This is a genomic window from Streptomyces sp. XH2, from assembly GCF_049725035.1.
Classification (GTDB): Bacteria; Actinomycetota; Actinomycetes; order Streptomycetales; family Streptomycetaceae; genus Streptomyces; species Streptomyces roseoverticillatus.
Window position 1 is genome coordinate 1 of sequence record NZ_JBMMMZ010000012.1, and the last position, 13,317, is coordinate 13,317.

Consider the following 13,317-nt stretch of genomic DNA (forward strand, 5'->3'; position numbering starts at 1 on the left):
GTCGTCGCGAACGAGTGACCTCGCGCACGACGCAGCACGTGGGGCGGGCGCCCCCAGGGGGGCGCCCGCCACACGCGTGTCCTAGGAGCCGCCCGGGAAGTCGGAGGCCTCGAAGACCCGGCGCACTTCGACCTCGCCCTCCCGGAAGGGAATGCTCCGGGCCCACTCCAGGGCCTCGTCCAGGGAATCGGCCCGGATGATCCAGAAGCCGGCGACCAGATTCCTCGCCTCGCCCCCGAAGGGCCCCTCCGTGACGACGGGCGGGCCGTGCGAGTACGTCACGCGCGCGCCCTCGGAACTGGCGCGCAGCCCCTCGCCCGCGAGCATCACTCCGGCCTTCTGCAACCGGTCGTTGTAGGCGCCCATCTCGGCGAGCGCCTCCGCGGTCGGCAGCACGCCGGCCTCGGAGTCCTCGCTCGCCTTGACGATCATCATGAAACGCGGCATCGCGTGCCTCCCGTCCGTCCGGAACCACTGGGTTCCCGGACCGGAGACACGCGATGCCGCGTACGCGCGGATTTAACCCGCGAGGATCAGAACTCGTCGTCGAAGGCGACCGTGCCCTCGACCGCCACCTGGTACGCGGACGCGCGGCGCTCGAAGAAGTTGGTCAGCTCCTGGACGTTCTGCAGCTCCATGAAGGAGAACGGGTTCTCCGAGCCGAACACCGGGGCGATGCCCAGGCGCTGCAGGCGCTGGTCGGCGACGCACTGCAGGTACTCGCGCATGGACTCGGTGTTCATGCCCGGCAGGCCGTCACCGCACAGGTCGCGGGCGAACTGCAGCTCGCACTCGACGGCCTCCTTCAGCATGTCCGTGACCTGCTGCTGGAGCTCGTCGTCGAACAGGTCGGGCTCCTCCTCGCGGACGGTGTCCACGACGGAGAACGCGAAGTCCATGTGCATGGACTCGTCGCGGAACACCCAGTTGGTGCCGGTCGCGAGGCCGTGCAGCAGGCCGCGGCTGCGGAACCAGTACACGTAGGCGAAGGCGCCGTAGAAGAACAGGCCCTCGATGCACGCGGCGAAGCAGATGAGGTTGAGCAGGAAGCGACGGCGGTCGGCCTTCGTCTGCAGGCTCTCCAGCTTCTCGACCTCGTTGATCCACTTGAAGCAGAACTGCGCCTTGTCGCGGATGGAGGGGATGTTCTCCACCGCGTCGAACGCGGCCGCGCGCTCCTCCGGGTCGGGCAGGTAGGTGTCGAGCAGCGTCAGATAGAACTGGACGTGCACGGCCTCCTCGAACAGCTGCCGCGACAGGTACAGGCGCGCCTCGGGCGAGTTGATGTGCTTGTACAGCGTCAGCACGAGGTTGTTCGCCACGATCGAGTCGCCGGTCGCGAAGAACGCGACGAGGCGGCCGATCATGTGCTGCTCGCCCGGGGACAGCTTGGCGAGGTCGGCGACGTCCGAGTGGAGGTCGACCTCCTCGACGGTCCAGGTGTTCTTGATCGCGTCGCGGTAGCGGTCGTAGAAGTCCGGGTACCGCATGGGGCGCAGGGTCAGCTCGAAGCCCGGGTCAAGAAGGTTCTTCTGGCGTTCGGTGGACATTACTGGCAGGCCTCGCAGGACTCGGGGTTCTCAAGGGAGCAGGCGATGGCGTCCGCGTCGGGCGCGGCCTGCTGCACGGGGATGGTGGCGGGAGCGGCGGCACCACCGGACGCCGCGCGGGCGATCCGGGTCGCCGGGCGCGAACGCAGGTAGTACGTCGTCTTGATGCCCTGCTTCCAGGCGTACGCGTACATCGAGCTGAGCTTGCCGATGGTGGGCGAGGCCATGAAGAGGTTCAGCGACTGGCTCTGGTCCAGGTACGGCGTACGGGCCGCGGCCATGTCGATCAGGGCGCGCTGCGGGATCTCCCAGGCGGTGCGGTAGAGGTCGCGCACCTCCTGCGGGATCCACTTCATGTCCTGGATCGAGCCGTTGGCCTCGGTCATGGCCTCGCGGGTGGCGCGGTCCCACACGCCGAGCTGCTTGAGGTCCTCCACCAGGTAGGTGTTGACCTGCAGGAACTCACCGGAGAGCGTCTCGCGCTTGAAGAGGTTGGAGACCTGCGGCTCGATGCACTCGTACACGCCCGCGATGGAGGCGATGGTCGCCGTGGGGGCGATGGCGAGCAGCAGCGAGTTGCGCATGCCGACCTCGGCGATGCGGGCGCGCAGCGCCTCCCAGCGGTCCTCCCACGCGGCGACGGCGTTGGGGTAGTGGTCCGGGTGCAGCACGCCGCGGGCGGTGCGGGTCGCGGCCCAGGCCGGGTGCGGGCCGTTGCGCTCGGCGAGGTCGGCGGAGGCCTCGTACGCCGCGAGCATGATCCGCTCGGAGATCTTGGTGGAGAGGGCCTTCGCCTCGGCCGAGTCGAAGGGCAGGCGCAGGCGGAAGAAGACGTCCTGCAGGCCCATCAGGCCCAGGCCCACCGGGCGCCAGCGGCTGTTGGAGCTGCCGGCCTGCTCGGTCGGGTAGAAGTTGATGTCCACGACACGGTCGAGGAAGGTGACGGCCGTGCGGACCGTGCGGTCGAGCTTCTCCCAGTCCATCTCGCCGTCGGCACCGAGGTGCTGGGCGAGGTTGACGGAGCCCAGGTTGCAGACCGCGGTCTCGCCGTCGTCCGTGACCTCGAGGATCTCGGTGCAGAGGTTCGAGGAGTGGACGACCGCGCCCTTCTCGGCCGTCTGGTTGGCGGTGCGGTTGGCGGCGTCCTTGAACGTCATCCAGCCGTTGCCGGTCTGCGCGAGGGTGCGCATCATGCGGGCGTAGAGCACGCGCGCCGGGATGGTCTTGACGGCCTTGCCGGCGGCCTCGTAGGCGCGGTAGGCGGCGTCGAACTCGTCGCCGTAGAGGTCGACCAGGTCGGGCGTGTCGGCCGGGGAGAACAGCGACCAGTCGGCGTCGGCCTCGACGCGGCGCATGAACTCGTCCGGGATCCAGTGCGCGATGTTGAGGTTGTGGGTGCGGCGGGCCTCTTCGCCGGTGTTGTCGCGGAGCTCCAGGAACTCCTCGATGTCGGCGTGCCAGGTCTCCAGGTAGACGCACGCGGCGCCCTTGCGGCGGCCGCCCTGGTTGACCGCGGCGACGGAGGCGTCGAGGGTGCGCAGGAACGGCACGATGCCGTTGGAGTGGCCGTTGGTGCCGCGGATCAGCGAGCCGCGGGAGCGGATGCGCGAGTACGACAGGCCGATGCCGCCGGCGTGCTTCGACAGCCGGGCCACCTGGTGGTAGCGGTCGTAGATCGAGTCCAGCTCGTCCAGCGGGGAGTCCAGCAGGTAGCAGGACGACATCTGCGGGTGGCGGGTGCCGGAGTTGAAGAGCGTCGGGGAGGACGGCAGGTACGAGAGGGAGCTCGTCAGGCCGTACAGCTCGGCGACGTCGGCGAGGGCGCGCTCGGAGTGGTCCTCGGCCAGGCCGCAGGCCACGCGCAGCAGGAAGTGCTGCGGGGTCTCGATCACGTCGCGGTGGATCGGGTGGCGCAGCAGGTAGCGGCTGTGCAGGGTGCGCAGGCCGAAGTAGCCGAAGCGGTCGTCGGCGCCGTCGGCGAGGGCCTTCTCGACGAGCGCGTCCAGGTGCGCGGCGTGGGCGGCGACGAACGCGGCGGTCTCGTCCGCGATCAGGCCTTCCTTGTGGCCGACGGCGACCGAGGCCGAGAAGGAGGTGGCGCCCTGGCCGGCGGCCTCGTCGGCGATCGCGCGCGTGAGCAGGCGCGCGGCGAGGCGGGAGTACTCGGGCTCCTCGGCGATCAGACCCGCGGCGGCCTCGGTGGCGAGGGAGCGGAGCTCGGCCTCGTCCGAGGTGGCGCTCCGGCCCCGCAGCGCGGCGGCGGCGACCTTGCCCGGGTCGGTGGCGGGAAGGTCGGCGGTGAGGTCGGTCAGGGTGCGCAGCAGCGCGGTCCCGGGGCCGCCGGTCGCTTCTTCCGCAGTCGCTGAGACCGGATCGGCGGGCGCGATGGTCACTGAGGCTCTCCCTCGCTCGGCTGGGTGGGCCGGCGGGGAGAGCTCGACGGGCCGCGTACGGGCATGCCTGATGCGCAGGGCATGCCTCGTAGGCGTCCGCCGGCCCAACCCGCGAGGCCCGGACGAATTCAACGCCCATAGCCGAGCCCAGGGCAGGCTCGGTGGAGGGCGGCTGCCGGCAGGTACTCGGACTCCTGCATGCGCGGCTTAACGGCATACATGCACCGTTGCGGGACAGTTCCGGATTTTCACCGGATTCCCCTGCGACGACAGCGAGGACGAGCATACATCTAGTGCCGCCCCTCGTACGCGCCCCCACATGTTGTGTCGCGCGGTAAGCGCATGGGTCGGAATGTGTTATCAGGCCCCGGTGTTGAGGGTGGGTTCGCAGGTCACGCGCAGGCCGTTCCGGGGCCCTCTGCGGGCCGTTCGCGGGTCCTTCGCGGGCCGGGCCCGGGCCTCGGGCGCGAGGCGCGGCAAAGGGCCGCCACGCCCCCTGGGAGGGGCGTGGCGGCCCGGTCGGCCCCGCGGGCCGGGAAGCCTGCCGGCGGTCGTCCTAGTGCCCGCCGGGGACCCCCGCGGTGGCCGGCGGGAGCTCCGGCTGGACCCCCGGGTCGCCCGCGTCCGCGGTGTAGTCGGCGGCCGTGGTCTCGTCCACGCCCTCCGGCGCGCCGAACGCCTTCAGGACGACGGTCAGGACGATGACGACGATCACATTGAGCACGAAGGCCGTGAGCCCGATATAGCCCTTTTCTCCGATAAGGGGGATGAGATTGGTATTTCCGAAATGATCCTGCGTGGCGCTCGGCGTGTCGTACGCCTTCCAGGTGCCGTAGACCATTCCCGCCGCCCAGCCGGCCAGCAGGGCCCAGCGGTGGAACCAGCGGGTGAAGAGCCCGCCCACGAGCGCCGGGACCGTCTGGAGGATCCAGATGCCACCGAGCAGCTGGAAGTTGATGGCGACCGTCTTGTCCATGGTGAGGACGAAGACGAGAGCGCCGACCTTCACCAGCAGCGAGGCGAGCTTGGAGACCTTCGCCTCGTGCGCGGGCGAGGCGTCCGGCCTGATGAAGTCCTTGTAGATGTTGCGGGTGAAAAGGTTCGCGGCGGCGATCGACATGATCGCGGCCGGCACCAGGGCGCCGATCCCGATCGCCGCGAAGGCCACTCCCGTGAACCAGTCCGGGAACATGTCCTCGAACAGCTGGGGGATCGCGAGCTGGCCGTTCTTCACCTTGATGCCCGCGGCGATGGCCATGAAGCCGAGCATCGCGAGCAGGCCCAGCATCAGGGAGTACAGCGGCAGGATCGTCGTGTTGCGGCGGATGACGTTGCGGGATTTGCCGGAGAGAACGGCCGTCACCGAGTGCGGGTAGAGGAAGAGCGCCATCGCCGAGCCGAGCGCGAGCGTCGCGTACGCCCACTGCGCGTCGGGGCCGCTCACCAGCGCGCCGCGCGGCTTGCCCGTCTCCGGGTTCTTCACCGCGAACGCTTCGCCCGCCTTGGCGAAGATGTGGTCGAAACCGCCCAGCTTGATGGGGATGTAGACGATCGCCACGATGATCACGATGTAGATCAGCGCGTCCTTGACGAAGGCGATCAGCGCGGGCGCCCGCAGCCCCGAGGAGTACGTGTACGCCGCGAGCACGCCGAACGCGATGAGCAGCGGCAGGTCCTTCATGAACCAGTTCGAGCCGCCGCCCACGCCCAGCACGTCCAGCACCGCCTGGATGCCGACGAGCTGCAGCGCGATGTACGGCATCGTCGCGAGGATGCCGGTGAGCGCGAGGGCGAGCGAGAGCCCCTTGGAGCCGAACCGGCCGCGCACGAAGTCCGACGACGTCACGTAGCCGTGCTTGTGCGCCACCGACCACAGGCGGGGCAGGAACGTGAAGACCAGGGGGTAGCAGAGGATCGTGTACGGGACCGCGAAGAAGCCGGCCGCGCCGCCCGCGTAGATCGCCGCCGGGACGGCCACGAAGGTGTAGGCCGTATAGAGGTCGCCGCCGAGCAGGAACCACGTGATCCAGGTGCCGAAGGACCGGCCGCCCAGACCCCACTCGTCGAGGTTGTCCGCATTCTCGGCGCGCCGCCACTTCGAGGCCATGAAGCCCATGACCGTCACGGCCAGGAAGAAGAAGATGAAGACGGCGAGCGCCACGCCGTTCACGCCGTCCTTCATCGCTGCTCACCCTCCTTGCGGGCGCGCTCGTGGCGCCGCACGATCACGTACGCGACGACGGTGAGCAGCGTCGAGACCGGCACCCACAGCATCTGGTACCAGTAGAAGAACGGGATGCCGATGAAGGCGGGCCCGGTCCGGGCGTAGGAGCCGACCCACAGCATCGCGGCGAAAGGGAGCGCCAGGCACAGTCCCGCCACGGCCAGGGGCGCGGTGACGACCGCCCTCCTGCTGCCGCCCTCCGGTGGTTCCGTCATGGTGGTGACTCCCCCCTGTGTGATCACTGCGTGATGCGCAGGAAATCTAGGCGAGGGTCGGCCGCGCGTCACCCCCCGTCCGCATATCGGTATGGCAACGTCACGAGTACCGGTACCGGAGACGTCACGAGCCGGAGAAGTGGGGTTTCCCCGCGAGGAGTTCCGCCGCCGCCTGTCCCGAGACGCGGGTCGCCCCGTGCGTCGCGAGGTGCACGGCGCCCGGCGAGCTCGTCCCGGGGACGCCCATCTCGACCACGACGGCGTCGGGCCGCGCGCCCAGCAGCCGGTCGAGAGCGGCGGCCATCCACGGGTGGCGGGCGGCGTCGCGCACCACGGCGACGAGCGGCCTTCCGGTTGCGGGGGCGAGCACCTCGCGCTCCAGGACGCCCGCGTCCGTGGTGAGTTCGTCCTGGGTGAGGCGTACGGAGGTGGCGCCGGGCCGCAGTTCGCGCAGCGGGGCCGCCACGCCCCACGGGGTCCGCCGGTCGATGGCCAGCGTCGAGGCCGGGGCGAACTCGGCGACGTGCGGGTCGGCCGGCAGCGGCAGGGCGCCGTCCGCGCCGCCCACGACCCGCATGGCGCGGCGGGCGGCGACGAGCCCGATGCCGGAGGCCCCGGCCGGGGCGTCCGCCCGCTCCGCCGCGTGCGCCCGGAAGCGCTCCCCGGACCAGGCGGCGAACTCCGCGACCCGGCCGGCCGCCGCGGCCAGCCGCTCCTCCGGCAGGACGCCGTCCCGGACGGCCGCGGCCAGCGCGGCGGTCAGCAGCTCGGTGTCCTCCTCGGCCGCGTGCTCCCCGCCGACGCACACCGCGTCCGCCCCTCCCGCCACGGCCCGCACGCTCGCGCCGTCGATCCCGTAGGGCGCCGTGACCGCCTTCATCTCGATGCCGTCGGTGACGACCAGGCCGGTGAAGCCCAGCTGCCCGCGCAGGAGGTCCACCAGGATGCGGGGGCTCAGGGTGGCCGGCAGCTCCGGGTCGAGCGCGGGGACGAGGAGGTGGCCGGTCATCACCACCCTGGCGCCGGCCTCGACGGCCGCGGCGAAGGGTGGCAGGGCGGTCGCGGCGAGCTCCTCGGCGGAGGCGGTGACGCGCGGCAGGCCGAGGTGGGAGTCGACGGCGGTGTCGCCGTGCCCGGGGAAGTGCTTGGCGCACGCCGCGACGCCCGCGGACTGCAGGCCGCGCACCCACGCCGCGGTGTGCCGCGCGACCAGGTCCGTACCGGCGCCGAACGACCGCACGCCGATGGTCGGGTTGCGCGGGTTGGAGTTGACGTCGGCGCTGGGCGCGTAGTTCAGGGACACGCCGGCCGCGTGGAGCTCGTGGCCGATGTCGCGGGCGACGGACTCCGTCAGCCCGGTGTCGTCGACCGCGCCGAGCGCCAGGTTCCCGGGGCGGGACGCGCCCGTCCAGGCCTCCAGGCGGGTGACGTCCCCGGCCTCCTCGTCGATCGCGATGATCAAGTCGGGGTTCTCGGAGCGGAGTTGCGCGGTGAGGCGGGCGACCTGTTCCGGGGCGGCGATGTTGCGGCCGAAGAGGACGACGGACGCGAGTCCGTCCTCGGCGATCCTGCGGCGCACCCAGTCCGGCGCCGTGGTGCCCTCGAAGCCGGGCTGGAGCACCGCGTGGGACAGCCGGCCGAGCCGGCCGCCGCGACCGTGGGAGCGCATGGCTGGTACCTCCTGGTGCGATGCCGCATTGCCCGGACAGTCGCGATATTGGACTGTACCAATAGGGGTGTCAAGGGCGGGCCGAGGCTTCTGAACTGTTGCGATGCCCTTCCGTTTGTGGTGAGTTGAAGATCTCCGTGTGAACTCCCGATGTGCACTCCCGATGTGAACTCCGCTATCGCAAAGGGGATCGCCTTGCGCCGCTACGAACTCGTGGGCCGCCGCGAGATCCGGTTATCCGACGACGTGCCCGTGCCGGTCCCCGGGCCCGGCGAAGTCCTCGTCCGCGTCGCCGCCTGCACCGTCTGCAACCGCAGCGACCTCGTCTACTACCACTACTACGGGCTGCGCGAGCACTGCGCGCGGGGCTGCTTCGGGCACGAGATCTCCGGCACGGTCGCGGGCACCGGCCCCGGCGTCACCCGGTTCGCCACCGGGCGGCGCGTCTTCGTCCGCACGCCCCTGACCACCGGATACGCCGAATACGCCCTCGCCCGGGAAGTCTGCGTGGGCGCGCTCCCCGATCACGTCCCCTTCGAGCAGGGCGCCATCCTGCAGCTGCTGCCGCTGGCCGTGCACGCCACGCGCGGCGTCCGCCTCGGCGACCGCGTGGCGATCGTGGGGCAGGGGCCGGTCGGACTGATGGCGCTCCTGGCGGCGGCCGCGCGCGGGGCCTCGCACCTGACCGTCAGGCTGGTGCGCCGGCACGGCCTCGTCGTCCTGCTGGGCACCCACCACATCGACACCCGGGCCGGCGTCGACCTGGTGACCTGGGAGAGGAAGGGCCTGCGCGTGCACAGTTCGGCCGAGCCCCACGACGTCGCCCGCGCGGAGGCCATGGCCGTCGCCGAACGCCTGGCCGCCGACCGCACCGACCGCCTGCACCTCGACGAGCCCCTCACCCACGTCCTGCCCCTGGCCGAACTGCCCCGTGCCGTCCGCCTGCTGTCGGCCAGCCGCTCCCTCCACCCGGACGGCGAGCGCGCCCCGTACGCCGGGCCACCGCCGAGGGTCCTCAAGGTGGCGGTCCGGCCGTGAGGTGGGCGGTCGCCGGCTACGGCGACGTCGTGCGGCGCCGCGTGCTGCCGGCCCTGCGCGCCCTGGGCGAGGAGCCGGTCTACGTCTGGGGCCGGGACGCGGGCCGCGCCGCCCGTACGGCCGCGGAGTCCGGCGTGCCCGCGGGCGGCGACGACCCCGGCCGGCTGACGACGGCCGACGCGGTCTACGTGGCGACGCCCGTCGTCGCCCACGTGCCCGTCGCGCTCCACGCGCTGCGATCCGGCTGCCACGTCCTGGTCGAGAAGCCGCTGGCGGGCGCGCTCGGCGGCGGGGGCGCGCTGGCGGAGGCGGCGGCCGCGGCGGGGCTGTGCGCCGGCGCGGCGTACTACCGCAGGCTGGGGCCCGCGGCGCGGCGGCTGCGCGAGGCGCTCGCGGCGGGCGCGCCCGCGCACGTGCAGCTCACCTTCTGCACCCCCTTCGACCCGGCCCCGGACGACCCCGAGTACTGGCGCACCGACCCGGCCGTGGCGGGCGGCGGCGTGCTCGCCGACGCGGGCAGCCACCGCCTGGACCTGCTGCTGTCGGTGCTGGGGCCGCCGGTGCGGGTGGGCGCGCGGTTCGGCCGCAGGTTCCCCGCGGGGGCCGAGCGGCGTGCCCACGTGACGCTGGGCTGGGCCTCGGGCACGTCGGCGGAGTGCCGGTTCGCCTGGGCCGGCGGGGCCGAGCGGGACCGGATCGAGGTCGCCGCAGCAGGCCGCTTCCTGACGCTGGACCCGCTGGACGCGGGGCTCGCCCCCGAGCCGCACGTACCGCTGATCGCCGACTTCACGGCGGCGGTGCGGGAGGGAAGGGCGCCCGTCTGCCCGGTGGCGGACGCCGTGCTCGTGGACGACGTCATGACGACGGCCTGCTGGGCCGCACGGTTCCGGAATCAGTAGTACGGATTCCGTAATAATTCGAGCACGGTTCCGGAACGGGTAAAGCAGTGCTGCCCGGGAAACCCGTGAGCTGCGCCCCTTCCCGCCCCAAGTGACCCGGTCAGTCCGGTATTTGCGAAAAATTTAAGCTGTCACACGTAGGTAATGTGCGGGTAAATTGAATGTCGCGGCTGCCGTGCAGACTCGATGTGCACGGCATGCCCGGCCTCAACGCCTGACCGAATGCTTGATCCGACCACACCGCGCCCCGCGCAAGCGGCGAGGGCGCAGGAGGCAGACCAACATGCAGACACTCATCGACAACGCCCGTTCGTTCGCCACGCACGTCGCGGAACACGCGGACGCCTTCCGGGCCTTCGAATCCGGCCAGAGCCCCGACGTCCTCTTCGTCACCTGCTCCGACTCCCGCGTCATACCCTCCCTCATCACCGGCGCCCGCCCGGGCGAGCTCTTCGAGCTGCGCACCGCGGGCAACATCGTCCCCGAGTACCGCAGCGGACACCCCTCGGGGGAAACGGCCACCATCGAATACGCGGTGCGCGTGCTGGGCGTCCGCGACATCGTCGTGTGCGGCCACTCCCACTGCGGCGCGGTGAGCGCGCTCGTGCGGGGCGACGACCTCTCCGCCGCCCCGGCCGTACGGGGCTGGCTCGACCACGCCGTGCCGGGCCCCGTGCGGGGAGCCGCGCCGGACGCGCCCGCGGACCTCGCCGGGCCCGTACAGCAGCATGCCGTGGCCCAGTTGGAGCGGCTGCGCGCCTACCCCTGCGTCCGGGAGCGCCTGAACGAGGGCACCCTGTCCCTCCACGCCTGGTACTACGAAGTGCACACCGGGGCCGTCAGCGCGCACCGCCCCGAGCGCGGCGGCCGAGCGCCGTTCGGGCCCCTGTGACGCGGCCCGCGACCCACGATCCCCGACCGCTCCCCGAGGAAGAACCCTCAACCGCCATGCACGCAACCCTCAGAACCCTCAAAGACGCCACGGCGCTGCGGCGCGAGGTGCTCGCCTCCCTCGTCGTCTTCCTGGTGGCCCTGCCCCTGTGCGTGGGCGTCGCCGTCGCCTCCGGGGTGCCCGCCGAACTCGGCCTGATCACCGGCATCGTCGGCGGCCTGGTCGTGGGCGCCCTGCCCGGCAGCACCCTCCAGGTCAGCGGCCCCGCCGCCGGCCTGACGGTGCTCGTCTTCGAAGCCGTCCGGCAGTTCGGGCTCGGCGCCCTCGGCGCGCTCGTCCTGGTCACCGGTCTGGTGCAACTCGCCCTCGGCGCCCTGCGCTTCGGACGGTGGTTCCGCGCCATCTCCGTCGCGGTCGTCCAGGGCATGCTCACCGGCATCGGGCTCGTCCTGCTCCTCGGCCAGCTCTACACCATGGCCGGGCGCAAGGCCCCCGGCTCCGGCCCGGCGAAGATCGCCGGCCTGCCGGGCCTGCTGTCCGGCATCGCCACCGACCGCGCGGCGCTGACCGCCTTCGCGGTCGGCGCCGGCACCATCGCCGTCCTGGTGCTGTGGAAGCGGCTCCCGGCGAAGGCCCGGGCCGTCCCGGCGCCCCTCGCGGCGGTCGCGCTGGCCACGGCGGTGACCGCCGCGGCGGGCCTGGACGTGGCCCACGTGGAGGTGCAGGGGCTCGCCGACGCCGTCCGCCCGCCCGGCCCGGACGACCTGGGTGCGCTCGCCAGTGTGGCGGCCCTCGGCACGGTGCTCGCCTTCGCGCTCATCGCCTCGGCGGAGAGCCTGTTCAGCGCGGCGGCCGTCGACCGCATGCACGACGGCCCCCGCACCGACTACGACAAGGAGCTGATGGCCCAGGGCGTGGGCAACACGGTGTGCGGCGTGCTCGGCGCCCTGCCCATGACCGCGGTGATCGTCCACAGCGCCGCCAACGTCCAGGCGGGGGCGCGCACATCGCTCTCCCGCATCCTGCACGGCCTGTGGCTGCTGCTCTTCGCGGTGCTGCTGCCGGCCGCGATCGGCGTCATCCCGCTGGCCGCCCTCGCGGGCGTCCTCGTCCACGCGGGCTGCAAGCTCGTCCCCGTCAAGGAGCTCGGCCCGCTGTGGCGGGAGCACCGCGGCGAGGCCGTCGTCCTCGGCGCCACGGCCGTGGCGATCGTCGCGACCAACATGTTCGAGGGCGTGGTGTTCGGCCTGCTGCTCGCCGTCGTGAAGGCGGCGTGGGAGACCTCGCACGCCCAGGTCGCCACCCGTGAGCTGACCGGCGGCAGGCTCGTCGTGACGGTGACCGGCAACGCGACGTTCCTGCGGCTGCCCAGGATCCTGGAAACCCTGGAGTCCCTCCCCAAGGACAAGGCCATCGAGCTGGACCTGACCGGCCTCCGGCACCTGGACCACGCGTGCCGCACGGCCCTGGAGAACTGGGCGGAGCGGCACCACGACGCCGGGACGGAACCGGTGCTCCTGAGACCGATGGCGGAAAAGGTGGGAATCTCGTCATTGTGACGGAAGTGTCGGACCCCGCATGCTGATCCCGTCCGCGCGACCGCGCGGACGGCCCGCGGTCATGGGGGAGTTGACACATGCGGACGAGTACGGGACCCAGTCGGCGCGGTGTGCTGGGCACGGCGGTGGCCGGCGCGCTGGGAGTGGCCGCCGCCGGGGCCGCGGCGCCGGCCCACGCGCGGCCGGCCGCCGGGGATGACGCGCCGCGGGCCGGCGACCGCGTCGTGGCGATCCTGCTCTACGACGGGTTCACCGCGCTCGACGCCATCGGCCCGTACGAGGTGCTGTGCCGGGTGCCCGGGGTCCGTGTCGTGACCGTGGGCGTCCGGCAGGCCGGCCCGGTGCGCACGGACACGGGAGAGCTGAGCGTCGTCGCCGAGCGCACCCTGGCGGAGGTGCCCGCCGCCGACGTCCTGCTGATCCCGGGCGGCGGCCCCCGCGGCCAGTCCGCGGCCGGCGCCGACGCCGCCGTCCAGCGCTGGATCCGCCGCATCGACCGCGGGTCGGTGTGGACCACGTCGGTCTGCACCGGCTCCCTGATCCTCGGCGCGGCCGGGCTGCTGCGCGGGGTCCCGGCGACCACGCACTGGGCGGCGCGCCCGCTCCTGGAGGAGACCGGGGCCGTGTGGACGCGGCAGCGCTTCGTCGAACACGGGAAGATCATCACGGCGGCGGGCGTCTCGGCCGGCATCGACATGGGCCTCCACCTCGCCTCCCGCCTCGCGGGCGACGACGTGGCGCGGGCGGTGCAGCTCGGGGTGGAGTACGACCCGGCCCCGCCGTTCGACAGCGGCAATGCGGAGAAGGCGGACGAGCGCACGAAGCGGCTGGCGCTGAAGCTGCTGAACGACGCGTCCCTCTGAGGGGCTTGAGCGGCT

The 13,317-nt window shown here is 72.4% G+C and carries 11 protein-coding genes and 1 riboswitch; of the genes, 5 read left to right on the forward strand and 6 right to left on the reverse strand.

Features of this window, described 5'->3' with window-relative positions; genetic code table 11:
- Window positions 1-81 precede the first annotated feature (81 nt).
- The 6 genes from ACOTKD_RS23950 to ACOTKD_RS23975 all read right to left on the reverse strand — a co-directional run bounded on the left by ACOTKD_RS23950 (window position 82) and on the right by ACOTKD_RS23975 (window position 8,051).
- The gene (locus tag ACOTKD_RS23950; protein WP_424891076.1) at window positions 82-447 is read right to left on the reverse strand and encodes a YciI family protein; all 366 of its coding nucleotides are present in this window, start codon (window positions 445-447) and stop codon (window positions 82-84) included.
- An 86-nt stretch (window positions 448-533) separates the two neighbouring features.
- The gene (locus tag ACOTKD_RS23955; RefSeq protein WP_424891077.1) at window positions 534-1,550 is read right to left on the reverse strand and encodes a ribonucleotide-diphosphate reductase subunit beta; all 1,017 of its coding nucleotides are present in this window, start codon (window positions 1,548-1,550) and stop codon (window positions 534-536) included.
- On the reverse strand, window positions 1,550-3,943 hold the full coding sequence (locus ACOTKD_RS23960) for a ribonucleoside-diphosphate reductase subunit alpha (RefSeq protein WP_424891078.1): 2,394 nt from the start codon (window positions 3,941-3,943) through the stop codon (window positions 1,550-1,552). The genes ACOTKD_RS23955 and ACOTKD_RS23960 overlap by 1 nt, the downstream gene beginning before the upstream one ends.
- 172 nt (window positions 3,944-4,115) lie before the next feature.
- Window positions 4,116-4,216: riboswitch (adenosylcobalamin-variant (AdoCbl-variant) riboswitch) on the reverse strand.
- Between the two features lie 283 nt (window positions 4,217-4,499).
- The gene (gene mctP / locus ACOTKD_RS23965; protein WP_424891079.1) at window positions 4,500-6,125 is read right to left on the reverse strand and encodes a monocarboxylate uptake permease MctP; all 1,626 of its coding nucleotides are present in this window, start codon (window positions 6,123-6,125) and stop codon (window positions 4,500-4,502) included.
- A complete protein-coding gene (locus tag ACOTKD_RS23970) occupies window positions 6,122-6,382 on the reverse strand; it encodes a DUF3311 domain-containing protein (RefSeq protein WP_424891080.1) in 261 nt (86 codons plus the stop codon). Before ACOTKD_RS23970 ends, mctP begins: the two co-directional genes overlap by 4 nt.
- 124 nt (window positions 6,383-6,506) lie before the next feature.
- Window positions 6,507-8,051 carry a glycoside hydrolase family 3 protein gene (locus ACOTKD_RS23975; protein ID WP_424891081.1) on the reverse strand — a complete coding sequence of 515 codons (1,545 nt, stop codon included), beginning with the start codon at window positions 8,049-8,051 and terminating at the stop codon, window positions 6,507-6,509.
- Window positions 8,052-8,216: 165 nt separating this feature from the next.
- On the opposite strand from ACOTKD_RS23975, the gene ACOTKD_RS23980 reads away from it, so the two are divergent.
- From ACOTKD_RS23980 to ACOTKD_RS24000, 5 genes are all read left to right on the forward strand, one after another.
- On the forward strand, window positions 8,217-9,089 hold the full coding sequence (locus ACOTKD_RS23980) for an alcohol dehydrogenase catalytic domain-containing protein (protein WP_424891082.1): 873 nt from the start codon (window positions 8,217-8,219) through the stop codon (window positions 9,087-9,089).
- Window positions 9,086-9,988 carry a Gfo/Idh/MocA family protein gene (locus ACOTKD_RS23985; protein ID WP_424891083.1) on the forward strand — a complete coding sequence of 301 codons (903 nt, stop codon included), beginning with the start codon at window positions 9,086-9,088 and terminating at the stop codon, window positions 9,986-9,988. The genes ACOTKD_RS23980 and ACOTKD_RS23985 overlap by 4 nt, the downstream gene beginning before the upstream one ends.
- Before the next feature lie 283 nt (window positions 9,989-10,271).
- A complete protein-coding gene (locus ACOTKD_RS23990) occupies window positions 10,272-10,880 on the forward strand; it encodes a carbonic anhydrase (RefSeq protein ID WP_424891084.1) in 609 nt (202 codons plus the stop codon).
- 56 nt (window positions 10,881-10,936) lie between these two features.
- Window positions 10,937-12,439 carry a SulP family inorganic anion transporter gene (locus tag ACOTKD_RS23995; RefSeq protein ID WP_424891085.1) on the forward strand — a complete coding sequence of 501 codons (1,503 nt, stop codon included), beginning with the start codon at window positions 10,937-10,939 and terminating at the stop codon, window positions 12,437-12,439.
- 77 nt (window positions 12,440-12,516) lie between these two features.
- A complete protein-coding gene (locus ACOTKD_RS24000; RefSeq protein ID WP_424891086.1) occupies window positions 12,517-13,302 on the forward strand; it encodes a DJ-1/PfpI family protein in 786 nt (261 codons plus the stop codon).
- Window positions 13,303-13,317 lie beyond the last annotated feature (15 nt).

What these genes read in the sequence shown, in the direction of transcription:
- ACOTKD_RS23950 (WP_424891076.1), bottom strand. Translation starts at nt 447, where the DNA reads ATGCCGCGTTTCATGATGATCGTCAAGGCGAGCGAGGACTCCGAGGCC.
- ACOTKD_RS23955 (WP_424891077.1), bottom strand. Translation starts at nt 1,550, where the DNA reads ATGTCCACCGAACGCCAGAAGAACCTTCTTGACCCGGGCTTCGAGCTG.
- ACOTKD_RS24000 (WP_424891086.1), top strand. Translation starts at nt 12,517, where the DNA reads ATGCGGACGAGTACGGGACCCAGTCGGCGCGGTGTGCTGGGCACGGCG.
- ACOTKD_RS23970 (WP_424891080.1), bottom strand. Translation starts at nt 6,382, where the DNA reads ATGACGGAACCACCGGAGGGCGGCAGCAGGAGGGCGGTCGTCACCGCG.
- ACOTKD_RS23975 (WP_424891081.1), bottom strand. Translation starts at nt 8,051, where the DNA reads ATGCGCTCCCACGGTCGCGGCGGCCGGCTCGGCCGGCTGTCCCACGCG.
- ACOTKD_RS23995 (WP_424891085.1), top strand. Translation starts at nt 10,937, where the DNA reads ATGCACGCAACCCTCAGAACCCTCAAAGACGCCACGGCGCTGCGGCGC.
- ACOTKD_RS23990 (WP_424891084.1), top strand. Translation starts at nt 10,272, where the DNA reads ATGCAGACACTCATCGACAACGCCCGTTCGTTCGCCACGCACGTCGCG.
- mctP (WP_424891079.1), bottom strand. Translation starts at nt 6,125, where the DNA reads ATGAAGGACGGCGTGAACGGCGTGGCGCTCGCCGTCTTCATCTTCTTC.